At 64.6% G+C, this 16,501-nt stretch carries 16 protein-coding genes and 1 pseudogene; 15 read left to right on the top strand and 2 right to left on the bottom strand.

The window, feature by feature from the left end:
• Positions 1 to 112 precede the first annotated feature (112 nt).
• The 6 genes from OV287_RS21320 (at position 113) to OV287_RS21345 (ending at position 6,464) form a co-directional block, all read left to right on the top strand.
• Positions 113 to 1,399, top strand: coding sequence for a hypothetical protein (locus tag OV287_RS21320; RefSeq protein WP_267535879.1), 1,287 nt, complete (start codon positions 113 to 115; stop codon positions 1,397 to 1,399).
• Positions 1,400 to 1,458: 59 nt separating this feature from the next.
• Entirely contained in the window at positions 1,459 to 2,406 is a 948-nt protein-coding gene (locus OV287_RS21325) for a hypothetical protein (RefSeq protein ID WP_267535880.1), read from the top strand.
• A 294-nt stretch (positions 2,407 to 2,700) separates the two neighbouring features.
• The gene (locus tag OV287_RS21330; protein ID WP_267535881.1) at positions 2,701 to 3,690 is read left to right on the top strand and encodes a hypothetical protein; all 990 of its coding nucleotides are present in this window, start codon (positions 2,701 to 2,703) and stop codon (positions 3,688 to 3,690) included.
• Positions 3,691 to 4,089: 399 nt separating this feature from the next.
• The gene (locus tag OV287_RS21335) at positions 4,090 to 4,878 is read left to right on the top strand and encodes a S1 family serine peptidase (RefSeq protein WP_267535882.1); all 789 of its coding nucleotides are present in this window, start codon (positions 4,090 to 4,092) and stop codon (positions 4,876 to 4,878) included.
• Between the two features lie 47 nt (positions 4,879 to 4,925).
• Positions 4,926 to 5,630 (top strand): outer membrane lipoprotein-sorting protein, encoded by a 705-nt coding sequence (locus OV287_RS21340; RefSeq protein ID WP_267535883.1) that lies wholly within the window; start codon positions 4,926 to 4,928, stop codon positions 5,628 to 5,630.
• A gap of 396 nt (positions 5,631 to 6,026) precedes the next feature.
• Entirely contained in the window at positions 6,027 to 6,464 is a 438-nt protein-coding gene (locus OV287_RS21345) for a hypothetical protein (RefSeq protein ID WP_267535884.1), read from the top strand.
• 5 nt (positions 6,465 to 6,469) lie between these two features.
• On the opposite strand, the gene OV287_RS21350 is transcribed toward OV287_RS21345, so the two are convergent.
• Entirely contained in the window at positions 6,470 to 6,964 is a 495-nt protein-coding gene (locus OV287_RS21350) for a VOC family protein (protein WP_267535885.1), read from the bottom strand.
• 212 nt (positions 6,965 to 7,176) lie between these two features.
• Between OV287_RS21350 and OV287_RS21355 the strand changes: the two genes are divergently transcribed.
• From OV287_RS21355 to OV287_RS21385, 7 genes and pseudogenes are all read left to right on the top strand, one after another.
• Entirely contained in the window at positions 7,177 to 7,695 is a 519-nt protein-coding gene (locus OV287_RS21355) for a hypothetical protein (protein WP_267535886.1), read from the top strand.
• Between the two features lie 57 nt (positions 7,696 to 7,752).
• Positions 7,753 to 8,061 (top strand): hypothetical protein, encoded by a 309-nt coding sequence (locus tag OV287_RS21360; RefSeq protein ID WP_267535887.1) that lies wholly within the window; start codon positions 7,753 to 7,755, stop codon positions 8,059 to 8,061.
• 180 nt (positions 8,062 to 8,241) lie between these two features.
• The gene (locus OV287_RS21365) at positions 8,242 to 8,457 is read left to right on the top strand and encodes a hypothetical protein (RefSeq protein WP_267535888.1); all 216 of its coding nucleotides are present in this window, start codon (positions 8,242 to 8,244) and stop codon (positions 8,455 to 8,457) included.
• A gap of 105 nt (positions 8,458 to 8,562) precedes the next feature.
• Positions 8,563 to 10,707, top strand: a complete 2,145-nt coding sequence (locus OV287_RS21370; protein WP_267535889.1) for a WD40 repeat domain-containing protein — start codon at positions 8,563 to 8,565, stop codon at positions 10,705 to 10,707.
• Positions 10,708 to 10,991: 284 nt separating this feature from the next.
• Positions 10,992 to 11,309: pseudogene (locus tag OV287_RS21375) on the top strand (Mu transposase domain-containing protein); the annotation flags it as partial.
• Positions 11,306 to 11,848, top strand: a complete 543-nt coding sequence (locus OV287_RS21380; RefSeq protein WP_267535890.1) for an ATP-binding protein — start codon at positions 11,306 to 11,308, stop codon at positions 11,846 to 11,848. The pseudogene OV287_RS21375 and the gene OV287_RS21380, both read left to right, overlap by 4 nt.
• Positions 11,849 to 12,441: 593 nt before the next feature.
• A complete protein-coding gene (locus tag OV287_RS21385) occupies positions 12,442 to 12,861 on the top strand; it encodes a hypothetical protein (protein WP_267535891.1) in 420 nt (139 codons plus the stop codon).
• A 72-nt stretch (positions 12,862 to 12,933) separates the two neighbouring features.
• Here the strand turns inward: OV287_RS21385 and ltrA are convergent, their stop codons facing one another.
• Entirely contained in the window at positions 12,934 to 13,971 is a 1,038-nt protein-coding gene (gene ltrA, locus OV287_RS21390) for a group II intron reverse transcriptase/maturase (protein WP_373371838.1), read from the bottom strand.
• Between the two features lie 512 nt (positions 13,972 to 14,483).
• Here ltrA and OV287_RS21395 point away from each other — a divergent pair.
• Positions 14,484 to 15,674: an ISAzo13 family transposase gene (locus tag OV287_RS21395; RefSeq protein WP_267542308.1), complete on the top strand. Its 1,191-nt coding sequence runs from the start codon at positions 14,484 to 14,486 to the stop codon at positions 15,672 to 15,674.
• Positions 15,620 to 16,462 carry a hypothetical protein gene (locus OV287_RS21400; RefSeq protein WP_267535892.1) on the top strand — a complete coding sequence of 281 codons (843 nt, stop codon included), beginning with the start codon at positions 15,620 to 15,622 and terminating at the stop codon, positions 16,460 to 16,462. The genes OV287_RS21395 and OV287_RS21400 overlap by 55 nt, the downstream gene beginning before the upstream one ends.
• Positions 16,463 to 16,501 lie beyond the last annotated feature (39 nt).

Here is a 16,501-nt window from a genome sequence, read left to right on the forward strand (position 1 = left end):
ACCCATGAGCCGCTGGATGAGGCTGGTGGCGCGCTCCTCATGCTCTTTGACATTCTCTCGGGTTCTTTGCGACCCTCACAGCGAGTGAACCAGTCAACAACAAGGAGTGACGGTGACAACGCTGAAGGGGGATTCCAACAACGCCGCAGTTCCTGCGGTCACAGGCATCAATACTGCGGCTCAGGGAGTTGGTGTCAGTTCCACCAGCGAGCAGGGCATCGCGGTCCGCGCTGTGGCCAAGAAGGACACGGGAGTCTTCACCACGAGTGATACCGGCATCGGCCTGGATGCCCGCAGCACCACGAACCTGGGCGTCCACGCCTCGAGTGAGCAGGGCATCGCGGTCCGCGCCGCGGCCAACAAGGACACGGCCGTCTTCGCGACGAGCAACACGGGCATCGGCCTGGATGCCCGCAGCACCACGAACCTGGGCATCCACGCCTCGAGTGAGCAGGGCATCGCGATCCGCGCCGCGGCCAACAAGGACACGGCCGTCTTCGCGACGAGCAACACGGGCATCGGCCTGGACGCTCGCAGCACCACGAACCTGGGCATCAACGCCTCGAGTGAGCAGAGCATCGCGATCCGCGCCGCGGCCAAGAAGGATACGGGAGTCTTCACCACCAGCAACACGGGCATCGGACTGGATGCCCGCAGCACCACGAACCTGGGAGTCAACGCCTCGAGTGAGCAGGGCATTGCGGTCCGGGCCACGGCCAACAAGGACACGGCCGTCTTCGCGACGAGCAACACAGGCATCGGCCTGGATGCCCGCAGCACCACGAACCTGGGAGTCAACGCCTCGAGCGAGCAGGGCATCGCGGTCCGGGCCACGGCAACCAAGGACACGGCCGTCTTCGCGACGAGCAACACCGGCATCGGCCTGGATGCCCGCAGCGAGAAGGGGATCGGAGTCTTTGGCCGTGGTGGAACCTTCGCGGGTTTCTTCGAAGGTGTGGTGATGGTGACGGACGACATCCAGCTCCAGAACGCCGACTGCGCCGAGGAGTTCGATGTCCTGGCGGTAGCGGAGGCGGACCCTGGAACCGTGATGGTCATTGAATCCGAGGGGACGCTCCGCCAGTGCACGGAGGCCTATGACAGGCGCGTGGCCGGCGTCATCTCCGGCGCTGGCGCGTTCAAGCCCGGCCTCGTGCTTGGCAAGCAATATGGAAGGACGGACAGGCGGCCCATTGCCCTGGTGGGTCGCGTCTACTGCAAGGTGGACGCCGATCTGGGCCCCATCCAGATTGGCGATCTGCTCACCACTTCCAGCACCCCGGGGCACGCCATGCGCGCCTCGGACTCCAGCAAGGCTTTCGGCGCGGTGCTCGGAAAGGCGATGCGCGCGCTCGAATCTGGCCGTGGTCTCATTCCCATCCTCGTCGCGCTCCAATAGCGGGCAGGGATTGTCCGTTTCATCCAGCGAAGCTCGAGCCTGGTCCGCGGAGGCCTCAGGTGATCTCCTACAGACAGCAACTCGCCAAGATCGGCTACTCACCGAAAGAGTTTGTCTCGTACCGCAGTTTCTTCCTACCGCCGCTCAGCCTCCGAGAGGCGATGCGCTCCATGGATTTCCCGGGCAAGTTCTGGGAGGCCATTCCGGGAACCGAGCAGGACAAGGATTGGACGGATGAGATCCAGGGGTGTGCTTTCGCGCATGGCCGCTGGTTCTATGTCTCCAACAATCCCATGACGCTGCACGTCTTCGATGGAATGAGCGGCAAGAAGGTCAAGAGCTGGAAGCTCACGACCGTGCCGCCGCCCGACCCGCCGCTCCCTGGGTTCTCCTTCAACCACATGGGGGCCATCATCATTGAGGGTAACTACATATACATCGACCACTGGTGTGGCGCTCAAGGCGCCGCGGGTCAGATCCTGGTCATGGAGGGCAATGGAGATACCCTCAACTTCGTGAAGTGGATCCCTCTGGAGAACGTGAACGGGAGAGTCGGGATGATCGCCATCAACTTCGCCCGGCGCATGGTCATCACCTCGGGAGGAGAGCTCAATATCCATCGGGTGTATCTGCATTCTCTCGACACGGGGAAGTTCGCCAACAAGACCATGGAGTTGAACCCACCCATCACGGACAAAGGCTATGCTCAAGGGGGCTTCTGGTCGCCGAACAATCACCTGTACATCTCCTCTGGCCAGGGCAAAATCGGTGATTCGAGCAAAGGCCACCAATACATCTACTCCTACTCACCCTTGAACGGCAGATTGCTGAACACGCTGGCGGTCCGTTCCGCGGCAGGAAGACAGGAGCTGGAAGGGTGCTGCTATGCGCCCGTCGTGCGTGAAGGCCAGTCCGTGTTCATTCATGTCGTGCTCTTGGAGAATGAGGTCGCCAAGGACGATATCTTTCTCAAATCCTTCTCTGCCGATCGGCCTGACTTGATCTGACACTCCGGACTCATGAGGCAGTCCACGATGTCGGTGAGGTCATCAACAGGTCATTTGGCCCGGAGGTATCATGCTGCATCTCCGCCCGCTCTCGCCGGGTGCCAGGAATACGAGAGACCACGCCGGTCCGAAGGCCCCTTGGCGAGCCAGGCCACTCCACGCCTCGCGTGAGGTGCTCGCTGTCTTCGCGCAAGTGTCGCTCCAACCCCGCCCCGGAAAGGGCGGAGACCGCCTCAAGAAGGCGAGGACGCCCACTGGGGATGGGAAGAGGCCCAAGCCTCCGGGGAAGCCGTGATGCCGCTCTCGCTGCGCGATACCGCCTTTGCCTTGGATGCCGTCGAGACCGGGCCATGGAGCATGCGTGCCTCACTCGCCGTTCCGATGTTCCCGGCCTTTCCCAGTGGAGTGGTCTCCGTCCGCCAGCTCGCACGACGGTTCAGTGCTGCTGGCGGGGCTCTGCGGTCGCTAGCGCAGGGCAAAGCCAACGTCTGGGCTCACATGGACCGGCGGGTCATCGTCGCGGAGCTTCGCGACCGCCTTCGCGACCCCATGATCCTGGACCAGGATCCCACGGGCCTCTGCGGTCCGCTCTCCATCGTGATGGAGCTCGCGCGGCGCGCCCCCACCCGCTACGTCCTCGCAGCCAAGGAGCTCCTCGAGGCAGGAAAGCTCACCTGCGCAACGGGGCGTGTCATCGAGGCGGAGGCGGAGCTTCGTCAGGAGCTGGTCATCGCGGGTGACATCGGGCAGGTGGACTGGTTGCTCGCCGCCACGATGCGCGACGACGAGAACATCTGGGAGGACATCGACGACACGGCCAATGGCCTCGAATCCATGACCTTCTGGGGAGAGCAGCGGGGGTGGATACGCGACGTCCTGAATCTCCCCAGCGGCGGGTGGGAAACCTGCTTCAACTCGGGAGAGGTGGACTGCATGAAGAAAGCGGAGCAGGCCGTCAAGGCTGGAGGCGTCGCCTTCTTCCTGGTCGATGCGAACGTCATCAAAGATGGCGGGAGCGACCACGAGGAGGAGATGTACTGGCAGAGGTCGACGCACAAGGCGCGGACAGCCCCCACTTCGCTGAGTAGCAAGGTTCACAGCAAAGACGATGACTTCCCGCCCGATCATTGGGTCGCGTATCTCGGGGGCCTCAACCTGGGCGATGACCCGGATTCTGGCGCGCCCGTGGCCATCCGCCTGTGGTCGTGGGGGCGCGAGTACCTGGTAACGGGAACGGTGGATGCGTTCACGGAGTACCTCTACGCGGTCGCCACGGGACACTGAGCCCTCCCCAAACAGGTGCGGAGGAGGCGAGCGTGGTGAGTGAGCCGTGCAGGTGGCCCCGTCACAGCGTGGACGGATGCTCGGGCAGGCTCGCCAGGCCTTGAAATCCGGATCCCCCTCGGCTCCCTGCCGCATCTTCCCTTCGATGCGGCCGATGAACAGGGCGTGCGCAGCGGTCGGGTGGACCAGTGGAACGGCTGGAGGTTCCACTCCTGGAAGATGGCAAGGTCTTGACGAGTCACCGCCTCGCTTGACGCGTCAATGACACGCCACGCCCCTGACCGCCGCTGTTTCGTCCGTGAGCCTTCGCTGGGACGACGGCCCGTTTAGGGCGGCATGCTGCGTGCACACGCATCCCCGCGGCACTTCTGGTGCACACGATGAAGGGAGAAACACCGCATGCGTTTCATGTTTGGAATGGTTGTCGCGATGGGTCTGCTGGGTTGCGGCGGGGCGGACACGGACGATGTCAGCGGGCTCGAGGGTGTTGGGAGCGTGGGTGGAGAAATCGTCGGCGGGTATGCGTCCCCAGCAGGCGAGGCTCCGTGGCAGGTTTCCCTGCGGAATACCTCTCACTTTTGTGGAGGTGTGATCTATAATTCCAAAACGGTGATCACGGCTGCCCACTGCGTGGCCGGAAGACAACCTTCGGAGATCTCGGTCAGATACAACAGTCTGTATCATGGGTCCGGGGGAGCGCTCGTTTCCGTCAGCTCGATCGTTGTGCATCCTTCCTACAATTTTTCAACCATCGACAACGACATCGCGCTGATCAAACTCTCCTCTGCTATGACTTTGGGCTCAACCCAAGCAAAGGCCGTCAAGCTGCCTGCTCCAGGTTCGGATCCAGCGGTGAAAGCGACGGCACTGGCCTCGGGTTGGGGAGTGATCTCGTACGGCAGCTCGGCCCTTCCGGCCGCTCTGCGGAGTGTAAGCCTTCCCATCGTCTCGCGTGCGACCGCGCAGGCGGGTTACGGCTCTATGGTCATCACGAAGAACATGATCGCCGCGGGGCCGACGGAGGGAGGCAAGGACACCTGCCAGGGAGACAGTGGAGGCCCCCTGGTCATCAATGGCGAGCTCGTGGGGATCACGAGCTGGGGCTGGGATTGCGCGGCATCGAATCGTCCGGGCATCTACACCCGGGTCGGCAAATACGTCGACTGGATCAAGAACAACGCTGGGTAGGGAAGGGGATAAGAGAGATGACTGCCTTTATCAGGAGGCTTGTCGCTGTGAGCCTCATCGTGAGCGGCACGGCCCGCGCTGATGCGGCGGGTGACAAGGTGCTCGCCGCCATGGACGCGGCCATGAACCGCGCCAAGACCTTGACCTTCGAATACGAGGGCACCAACCAGGAGCCCGGTAAGGCGGAGCGGAAGCTGGGGATGAGGGTCCAATGCAAGGGAAGCAAAAGACTCAGTGAGTTCCTCGCTCCCGCGGACATGAAGGGGACCCGGGCCCTGATCATCTCTCCGACGCAGATGTACGTCTACCTGCCCGCCTTCAAGAAGGTCCGGCGCATTGCCAGCCACACCAGCGATCAGGGCTTCCTCGGCCTCGCCTACAGCTTGGACGACATGGCCACGGCGTCGTACAGCGGCTCCTACACCGCCCAGATCGCCTCGGAAACGCCCACGCAGTGGAAGCTCATCGCCACGCCCAAGGCCGGCCTCACGCCGACGTACTCGAAGATCACGTTCATGGTGAACAAGGACAGGACCTTGCCGAGCGAGCTCCAGTACTTCAATGCGGCGGGCACGAACATCAAGACCGAGACCCGCTCCCAGTACACCTGCGAGGGAAACGTCTGCAGCCCGACCGAGCTCAAGATGGTCGACAACACAGGGGGCAACTGGACCCGGCTTGTCCGCAAGAGCTGGAAGGTGAACGAGGCCATCGCCGACGACGTCTTCTCGACCCGCAACCTGGGGGAGTAATAAAACTGGTTGCATACGCAAGGATGAATGAGAGGTTGGCACCTCGTGAGCACCAGACCCACTCAACTCCCCGCTCCAGCAGCACTCGAAGCCATTCAGCGCGAAGGTGCTGCACAGCAGGCCGGCTTGGTTCAGTGGCTCCGTTCGTTCCTCCTTCGGTTCCTGCCGCTCCCTCGCTACGGGCGGCGGGCTCTCGCCTTCCGGCCCCGGTTCCGCCTCCGCTCGAGGGAGTCCCTGTGCCTTGTGGTGATGCTGAGCTCGCTATGGGGGATGGGGGCCTGCCGTTCGGCCGGTGGGGAGCGGAGCGAGCCACGGGATGGCACGGCCTCAGGACAAGCCCCGGGTGTTGCGAGCGCTGTGGTGGAGGTGGGTGACGGCGGTCTGGAGGCGGGGGCCTTGGCGGGGGGCGAGCCATCTACCGGCTCGGGCTGTACCGATGATGAACGGGAGGACGACGACACACTGGAACAAGCGCTGGCCGCCGGGGCCGTCTCCCACGTCTTCAGCGATCCCCCGCGCCCTCTGCAGCTCACGGGGAGTGTGGCGTGCCCCGGAGATGCGGACTGGATTCACGCCTATGGGGACTGCTGCTACCAGGCGGGGGTGGTCGTGCGCTGGGATGCATCGCTGGGGCCGCTCGACGTCGAGCTCCTCGATGAAAAGGGCCATCCGCTCCCGCTGAACCGGCCCGGTGACCTCGCCCAGCACAAGCCGGGCGAGGTGCGCCTCCTTCGCGCCGAGCACGGCGGCCATTTCCTCGTCCGCATTCGAGCCTCCGGAACGGTCGCGGTGCCGTACTCCGTTGCCGTGTTTGCGCCCGTGTTCGTCCGATAGGACGCCTAGCTCTTCCCGTCGTACGCGGCCTGCAGCTTTGCGATGTCGAGCTTGATCATCTTCAACATCACGTCGGTGACGCGCTTGGAGCGAACGGGATCCTTGTCCGCCATCATCTCGTCCATCACCGCCGGAACGATCTGCCAGCAGACGCCGTACTTGTCTCGCAGCCAGCCGCACGCCTCCGGCTTGCCCCCCTGCAGCAGCGCATCCCAGTAGCGGTCGAGCTCCTTCTGATCGTCGCAAACGACCACCATCGAGATGGCATGGTTGAACGGGTCGAGTGGCCCCGCGCTGATCGCTTGAAACGGCTGGCCGAACAGCGTGAAGTCCACGACTTTCACCGTGCCCGCGGGTCCGCTTGGCGTCTCGCTCTGCAGCGTGGTCACTCGGTCGACGCGCGAGTCGGGGAAGATCGACGCGTAGAACGCAGCCGCCGCCTCCGCCTCTTTCGCGTACCAGAAGTGAGGAAATATCTTCGAGCTTCGCTTGAGAGCCATGTCATCCCTCCGAGAAATGGGTTCGACGCTTAGACTCCCGGACCCACCGAAAATCATCGGTCGCTCGTGTGTCCCCCCGAGTCAGCCCCGGTCTTCAAGTCATTCCGAGGACTTACGGATGGCACGCGGGGGCGCTCTGCCTGGCGGAGCGCAGGGAAGCGTTCGAGCGCTTCGAATCCGGAGAGCGGAGATCTCGGCTAAGAGGTGGCCCCATGCTCCCCTTGCAACGCTGGTTGCCGCCTGACCAGGCCGCCACCTATCTGCACCCCTACAGCGGATTCCGGACCCGGGGCTCCCGGATGGGCATGGACGTGGATCCCCAGGTCCTCGCGTACGGTTCCAACAGGAGTGGGGCCGGGGTGTTCACGGGCGGGCGTGTCCCGTCACTGGCCCTGGAAAACCCCCGAGGCTCGACCTTCATCGAAGGTGATCTCATCGTCGACGGATGGCTCGAGAACCTGGGCGGACTCGTCTTTGTCCGCGGCAATCTCGTCGCGCAGACGCTCTACACGAGCGGCTACCTCGTTGTCCTCGGAGAGCTCCGCGTGCGCCGTCTGTTCGGTGAGGACGAGCCGTACGGCACGTACGTCTTTGGCGACGCGTACGTCGAGAGCGCTGTCTTCTCTCACAACCACCACTTCGACGTGTGGGGAAGGGCGGAGCTGGGTGGGGTGGTCCATGACGAGTCCGACGGGTACGAGGCCCTGCGGCGGTGGCTCGTCACCTGGTGAGTGACTCCCGGTCCCAGGTGGGAGGACACCCTGGATGACGTCCGAGTCGGCCTCCGCATGCTGGCCGAGCGCTGGGGTCCGCTCCCCGAGGAGTGGGCCGGGCGCCGGTACACCCTGAAACCGGAGGAGGCCGCCGAGGCCGAGCGGCTCCTGGTTCTCAGGCCGCCCACCCTCACGGAACTGGAGGAGTGGCTCCGCTCGAAGGAACGCACCCAGAGGCAGCAGCTCGAGGAACTCCGCGCCCGCTGGCTCCCCCGGTTGGGGGACGCCGCCGTTCGTTCCGAGGCCGCGCAACTGATTCGCAAGGCCATCAACTCCAAGAAGCTCGTCAACGAGCGGGACGCCCTCTTGAAGGCGCTCGAGTAGCCCCTGGCCGGGGTCCTGTGCCGGGGCTGCTGCGCGAATCGGCTCTGTCAGCTATCCACAGGCCCGAGCGGAGACGGTGTCAAAGGACTCGAAATGAGGGACTCGAGCCCCCTCTCCTTCACCCTGCCTCTCCTCTGACACGGGCGTTCCAAGATCAACCCTTGATGTGAGGCATTGCCCATGATGCTCGTTTCCATCGCTTCCGTCCTGCTGGCCAACACGCTCGCCCAGACCCCCACCACCACGACCGCTCCGGCGGCCTTCCCCTATTGTGGCGTGGAGATCCAGCTCAAGTCGTGGAAGGGGGACTACCTGAGCCGTACCGACGCGGCCCAGGCCGTCACCGCGGCGGCCACCGGCACCGGCACCGTGTGGACCCTGCTCGTGGAGCCCTGAGGCTCCCACTTCGGGGGGGAGGAGCCGCTCGGGGCCCCCGGGGGAGACTTGGATGCATGGGGTGGTAGTTGTAGCCTCGTTGCAAGAAAGGCCGATTCCAGACGCATGCCCGGGCATTTCGCGAACCTCTCTCTCCTGGTCCGCAGTTCCGACGAAGAGCTGGCGCTGCTGGTGGCGCAGTCCGACTTCGGAAACTTCGTGGCTGACAGGGACCTTCCGCTCCTGCGCGAGCGGCTGCTCCGGCTCGAACGCGAGCGGGGCGTCACGGAGCTCCACCGGCGGGTCTCCGAGAAGGTCCTGGGGGCGGGCGCGCGGCTCGTGGAGACCCCGCGCTACGCGGGCCCGCTGCGTGCCTTCTCGCTCAGCCCCTGCGGCCGTTATCTGGCCATCGCCAGCCAACGCGACGAGGGCAAGTCGTCCCTGAATGGCGTCCTGCGCATCTGGGAGCTGGCGATGGGCTGTGTGGTCGACGCGGTCGCCTTCGAGGGGAACGTCGGTGGCTGGAGGGAAAGCTCCACCCTCCAGTGGTCGCCTTCGGGATCGTGGCTCGGGGTCACCTTCGATTACGCCATCGTCGGCGTGATGCGGGCCTTCGCGGGCACCCGGCCTTCGTTCACCGTCGACGTCACGCGGCGTTGGGGTTCTCCACCTCCGTGGAGCGTCATCAATCCGGAGCACGTGGTCAACCAGGGCCACCCGCCCGCCTGGTGCTGGTCTCCCGATGAGAAGGCCCTGTTCATCTCCACGCGCGGGCCGGACCATGCGCGCGGGTGCATCGTTCCCTTCAAGGACGGGCAGGCCGTCCGCGAGGACAGTGAAGGGGTGCGCTGGTGCCCGGCCCGGCTCGGGGGCGAGCACTCGAAGACCTACCCCCTCACGTGGGTCCGCTGGAGCCCCGATGGCTCACGGGTCTTCGGTCATTGCAAGGACTCGTGCGACTGGTGGGAGCGGGACTCGGTCCGGGACGACTATTACGACTTTGTCTCCGTCACCGATGTCCAGAGTGGCAACCTCCAGTTCGCCTCCGAGGACGTGACATTCCCCCTGGCCTTCTCACCGGATGGTGCGTTCCTGGCCCATGGGCGCAAGCGGCCCGTGCTCGCCGACGGACGCACCGGCCAGCCGGTGGCGGAGCTCAGCGAGCAGCTCGCTCCGTGCGACCTCGAGGCCGAAGGGTTCGTCTGGTCCCAGGATGGCCGCCGGCTGGCCGTGATCAGCAACCTGGGGAGCCACCCCGACGACGACGACCCGCTCCTGCCGCCCCTCGACCATGAGCACCCCGCGGTCTTCGTCTTCGACGAGGGGCGGTTCCGGTTCCACCTGAAGATGGAGTCCTACTGGTTCGCTGGAACGCGAAACCCCGACCTCCAGTGCTGGGCCTGGTCGCCCGATGGCTCCATGGGGGCGTGTCTGGATGAGCGGCGAATCATGGTGTGGGAACTGGGCGCCGCCCCCAGGCTGCTTCGGCGCATCGAGAACGTCGGCCGCGTCGTGGGCCTGGTGTGGGGCGCGGACAACACGCTCGTGGGTCTGGGGGACGAGGAGATCGCATTCTGGGACGTGTCGGACGGACACCTGCGTGCGCACCATTCGTTCGCCAGGGAGCCGGGCCATGCACCTCCGCCTGAATCATGGAACCCCTGCCCGGAGGGCCGCGCGCAGGGCCTTCCCACGAAACAAGGGTGGGCCTTCACCCGCGTGCTTCCAGACGGCACGGTGGTTTGTCCGCCTGAGGTGCGGGAGCAGCTCGCGCCGCGGTTGATGTTCGCGGTGGAGGAGCGCCATGCCTGGCCCTGGCGCTGGGCGGTGGGGACCCGGCACACGCGGCTGGAGGACTGGCCCTCCCATTCCGTCGCGGGCGCTCCTGTGCAGGCGGCCCCGTTCGCCGAGCACCGCATCCACGTGCCCGAGGGTGAGACGGCGGAGCAGGCGAAGGCGCGTCGCGCGGAGTGGGGGCCCCTGGAGCGATACCAGGCCCCCACGCTCCCTGCCTCGCACTACCGCGCAGACCCCGTGTTCACGAGAGGGCCCACCCTCTGCCGCGACAACCTCGCGCCCTACGTGGGGCGGGTGATGCTCGTCTGCGCGTACGACGCCTGGTTGCGGTACTACACCGCGACGCTGCTCGAGGTCACCGCGGACGGAATGCTCCTTCATACCGAGGAGCCCGGGCACCGGGTGACCGACCGCATCCGCCCGTTCGACTCCATCCTCTGGATGGGGCCGGCGGTCCCGCTGCGGGGGCCCTAAGCGCCCGGACATCAATTCTGTCTACCTGCCCCGCCCCCTGCGAGGTAGCGCAGCAGGAGCCTCACGCCGGAGGTGTACAACATTCATGTCCGGGCGCTTAGGACGACCTCAGGGGCGAACGCAGCGGCACACGGGTGAGCTCGGAGACGGTGTCAAAGGACTCGAAATGAGGGACTCGAGCCCCGGAGATGGTGTCCGGAGACGGTGTCAAAGGACTCGAAATGAGGGACTCGAGCCGGGCTCGAGTTCTTTGATACCCTCCAGAGGACACCCTCCAGAGGACACCCTCCAGAGCCAGCGACGCGCTCGTGGACGTGGACACGGTGCGCTACAGCGTGCCGCACCGGCTGGTACGAGAGAGCGTCGAGGTACAGGTGGGCGAGCAGGAGGTACGCATCTTCCACGCGGGCAAGCTGGTGGCCACCCACGCACGCGGCAAGGAGCCGCACGCCCGCATCGTCGACGCGGCGCACTGGGAGGGCCTGTGGCGGCCGCGCGCCGTGGAGCCCGCGGAGGGCAGCTCCAAGCTGGCCGTGCTCGGGCGCTCGTTGGAGGACTACGCCGCCGTGGTGGAGCAGGCCGAGAAGCGAGGTGCAGCATGAGCCACGAGTTCATCCATGCGCGAGTGCTCGAGCACCTGGAGCGGCTGCGTCTGGGACACCTGGCCGAGCGGCTGGAGTCGCTGCTGGCGGAGGCGGCGCGCACCGAGCCCACCTACCTGGACTTCATCGACGCGCTACTGCGCGAGGAGGTCGGGGCCAAGCAGCGCAAGCGGATAAGCATGGGAATCACCATCGCGCACTTCCCCGCGGTGAAGACGCTGGAGGACTTCGACTTCAAGGCGCAGCCATCGGTGGACCAGCGGCTGGTGCGGGAGCTGGCCACGGGGCACTTCATCACCCAGGCGGAGAACGTGCTGCTCTTCGGCCCGCCGGGAGTGGGCAAGACGCACCTGGCCCAGTGGGGCAGCGTCTTCGGCGATGACGTGCTGGCCGCGGCCATCCTCGACCGGCTGCTGCACCACAGCCACACGCTGCTCATCCAGGGCGACAGCTACCGGCTGCGGCAGAAGAAGAAGGCCGGACTGCTGAGCCGGAGCGTGCCGCAGGCCACCAGCAGCGCAGCTGAAGCCGAGCGCTGAGCCTCGGCAGTCGCCTACGCTCGCCCTCGCTCAAGAAGCAGCGAGGGCGAGCTCCGGCGGACGCACGCAGCAGAACGACGTAGCATCTCGACGTAGGACAACGGGCCCTGGGCGGGGGTCAGTTTTAGTGACGTAAGGGGGGTCAAAAATTCCTGTCGCCTGACACCTCCTCAAAATGGCGAAAGTCGAGTCAGATGATTCGTAGGAGACGAGGTGTCGGACGAGTCCTTTGACACCTTCCCCAGGCCGGGCGCACATGCTCGCCTGCTCGCCTGCTCGCCTGCTCGCCTGCTCGCCTGCTCGCCTGCTCGCCTGCTCGCCTGCTCGCCTGCTCGCCTGCTCGCCTGCTCGCCTGCTCGCCTGCTCGTCTACGGCCTCGTCCCTCAACTAGCCAGATGCGTGAACGCGTACGGACTGTGGGCAACAGTTGGTCACAATCTCCGACGCCCGTTTCTATCCCTCAGAAGGGAAACCGAACACCAGCTCGATTCCGCAAACTCGGCGAGTGGCGCGTAGCTGCTGGCGAGCTGGGAATCAGAAATTTCATATCAGGTAGTTCTTTGCAGCGTACTCGCATCAGGAGGTAAGGCAGAATGGCAAGGAAACTTTATCGCATCGTGTCAATGCACCCGGGTTACGTGCTCGCGCCCAACGGAAACACCGTCCGCCTCGAGAAACAGGACATCTTTAACCTCGCACAGGTCTGGGAGCTGACTGGCCCGGACGACCAGTTCACGATTGTCAACTACTTGACCGGTCAGTACATGGCCTATTTCGGCGGGAACGAGGTGGAACTCCAACTCGTCGACGACGCCCCTGGCGGGAAAGCGGGCTTCTTCAGTTGGGGCGGCAAGGAGAGCTGGGGTGCTTCCGCGCTCCAGTGCTTCAGCGACAGCGGCCAGAACGTCGACGCGGGTCGGAACACGCCCACGACGGGGAACGTGCGGACCCGCGGTTGGCGCCATGGCAACCAGCGCGAGCTGACGTGGATCAAGTCTCTAGCAGTCTCCTGATGACCCGCAATCCTCACGGGTGGCGGATTGGAGACGTTAGAGCTTGAGGCGGCGCCCGCCGCCGAGCGGGTGTCAAAGAACTCGAGCGACGCGACCCGGCACGACACGCGGTGGGATGAGAAGAGCGGAAGGTCGCGGTAGGGACGGCCCTTCGCCGTTTCCGGCTGAGGCCGCCCCCCGCATCCGCTTCGAGTCCGTGTGCCGGGTCAGCAAGAAGCGTCCCCGGCGGGACTTTCCGCAGATGTGGACCAACCCGAGAAAGCGGAAGGTTTCCGCCGCACCGCGTTCACCTCGCCTCAGCCGCTCCGCATTCGCGTAGCGCCCGAACTCGATGAGTCGCGTCTTGTCGGAGTGCAATTCCAGCTTGAACTTGCGCAACCGCTCCCGCAGGTCTTCAAGGAATTGTCTCCGGTCTTCCTCGTGCTCAAAGCCCACCACGAAGTCATCGGCGTAGCGCACGACCACGACTTCTCCGCGTGCCTTCCTCTTTCTCCATTGGTGGACCCACAGGTCGAGGACGTAGTGCAGGTAGATGTTCGCCAGCAGCGGCGACACCGTCGCACCTTGCGGTGAGCCGACCTTACTCTCAGTCCACTTCCCTTTCTCCATGACGCCTGCGGTCAACCACTTCTGAATGAGGCGCAGCAGTCGATGGTCCCCTACCCGGTGCTCGACAAATTTCATCAGCCACTCGTGGTCGATGGTGTCGAAGAATCCACGGATGTCCGCATCGAGCACCCAGTTCACCCGCTTCCGCGTGATGCCGACCGCGAGCGCATCCAGCGCATCGTGCTGGCCTCGCCCGAGCCGGAACCCGTACGAAAAGCCGAGGAAATCCTCCTCGTAGATGGCGTTCATCACCTCGACCACCGCCCGCTGGACGAGTTTGTCCTCCAGTGAGGCGATGCCAAGTGGTCTCTGCCGCCCGTCAGCCTTGGGGACGTACGTTCTGCGCGAGGGCTTCGCTCGATACGCCCCTCGGTGCAGCCGTGCGTGCAACTCTCGGAGATTCTCCTCCAGCCGCTCGCCATACTGCTCCCACGTCACACCATCTACCCCAGGCGCGGCGTTCCTCTTCAACTGCATGAACGCCGTCCGGAGTCGTTCCACCGTGACGTGGTGCGCCGAATCGGTGTCGCCGAATCGGTGTCAAAGAACTCGAAACGCGGGACTCGAGTCCAAACGAGACTAGGCGTGGACGGGTGACACTACCGGCCTCCATGTGTTTCTGAGGACTTGCGGTTGGCCTGCGGGGTGCATCGACGTCGCGGAGCGTAGGAGGGGAAGGGGATGGGCTGGCCGCTGAGGATGTTTCAAGAGGAGGGCTACTACTTCGTCACCTCCAGGTGCTTCCAGGGACGGCTGCTGCTGCGTCCCAGCGCGGAGGTGAACGAGGTGGTGGGGGGAGTGCTCGCGCGAGCTGTCCAGCAGAGCGCCGGCACCGTGCGGCTGTACGCCTTTAGGGGCTGTCGCAAAATAAGTGTAATGAAAGTGATAATGAGCCCACCAGGCAGGCAGCCATGGGGCTGGTCGCTGCGTAAGAGGCATTTCGTGGGCATGTTGTATGCGTGAAAGTAGATCTCGAAGCCTTGCGCGCCAAGTTCAAGGCCCTGGCCCCCATCATGGACGAGAGGGTCAGCCGCCTGTGGGCTGCGGCTGAAGTGGAAAGCCTTGGACGCGGAGGAACCGCAGCGCTCCAGCGGGCAACGGGGATCAGTGGTCGTCGCATCTGGAAGGGCAAGAAAGAGCTGGCGGAGCTTCGGCGGCAACCGCCTTCAAGGGCTTCAACGTCGCGAGTGCGTCGGCCAGGAGGAGGAAGAAGGCGCCTGAGCGCAAAGGACGCGAGGTTGCTGGGTGACCTCCAGGCGCTGCTCGAGCCGGTGACGCGCGGCGAACCGCAATCGCCGCTTCAATGGACGACGAAGAGCGTGAGGCACCTTGCGTCGGAGTTGAGAGAGCGAGGGCATGAGGTGAGTAGCGACACCGTCGCGCGGATGCTGCACGAAGCGGGGTATAGCTTGCAGGCTCCGCGTAAGGAGGAAGAGGGAGGCAGCCATCCAGATAGGAATGCACAGTTTCGTTACATCGCTCGACAAGCGAAGGCCTTTCAGCGGCGCCGACAACCAGTGGTGTCCGTCGACTCGAAGAAGAAGGAGTTGATTGGAAACTTCAAGACCCCGGGTCGGGAGTGGCAGCTCCAAGGCCAAGCGCCCAGAGTCAACGCCTACGATTTTCCGGATATGGCTGAGGGCAAAGCGATTCCCTATGGAGTGTATGACTTGGCCCGTGACGAGGGCTGGGTCAACGTTGGGACGGACCATGACACTCCTGAGTTCGCAGTCCAGTCGCTTCGGCGTTGGTGGCTCACGATGGGCAGGCATGCATATCCTCATGCAAGAGAGCTTCTGGTGGTAGCGGATGCTGGGGGTTCGAACTCGGCACGGTCGCGGGTATGGAAGAAGTGCCTGCAAGAATTTGCAGATGCCACGGGGTTGAAGGTCTCCGTCAGCCATTACCCTCCGGGCACGAGCAAATGGAACAAGATCGAGCATCGACTCTTTGCCCAGATCACGCTCAACTGGCGAGGCCGACCGCTAACGAGCTATCAAGTTGTCATCAATCTCATCGGCAGCACCACGACACGCACGGGACTGTGTGTTCGGGCTGCCCTGGATACGAGGGAGTACCCCCTTGGCGTTCGCGTCAGCGCAGCGGACTTTGGGCAACTGAACATCCGAAAGAAGCGGTTTCACGGGGAATGGAACTACTCGCTCTCTCCGAGACGGCAAGCGAGCGCTCAGCTGGTGAAATAATTACACTTATTTTGCGACAGCCCCTTACCTTCGCCTCCAATCACTTTCACCTGTTGGTGTGGGCGCGGGGTACGGCGCTCGCGGACTTCATGCAGTATCTGCGCGCCAACCTCTCCAAGAAGGTAGGACGGCTGGTGGACTGGAGTGGAAGCTTCTGGGAGAGGCGCTACTCCGCGGAACCCGTGCTGGACGACACGGCGCTGGTGGGGAGGCTGCGCTACGTGCTCGCCCATGGAGTGAAGGAGGGGCTGGTGGAGAGGAGCGCCGAGTGGCCGGGCCTTACCTGCCTGCCCCAATTGCTGGGGCCGGCACGGCGGTTGTTCCAGTGGTTCAACTGGACGAAGCGCTGGAGCAAGCGGGGACGCGAGGGCATGGAAGCGGTGCAGGGTCGCTACGCACAGGAGTGGGCCGAGCCGGTGGAGTTGGAGGTGGCGCCACTGCCGTGCTGGGAAGGGCTGGGGGTGGAGGAGCGGCAAGGCGTGGTGCGGGGACTTGTGGAGCAGGTGGAAGCTGAGGCCCAAACGCGGGGCACGCCTGTCATGGGAGCACGGGCCGTGCGCTCTCAGCACCCGCATACCCGGCCCGAGCATCTCAAACGCAGCCAGCGACCGTTGGGGCATGCCTCCTCGCGCCAGGCGTTGAAGCAACTGCGCGAGCAGTACCGTGTATTCGTCGCGGCGTTCCGCGAGGCGGCAGCTCGGTGGAGGCAGGGGGATTTCTCAGCTCCCTTTCCCCTCTTCTCCTTCCCGCCGCGTGTCGTGCCCGGTCGCGTTGCTCTAATTCTCTGACACTCAGGCCGGCCCCGGGACAGCCCAGCCGCCCAGAGC

It is taken from the genome of Archangium lansingense (assembly GCF_026626635.1).
Taxonomy (GTDB): Bacteria; Myxococcota; Myxococcia; order Myxococcales; family Myxococcaceae; genus Archangium; species Archangium lansingense.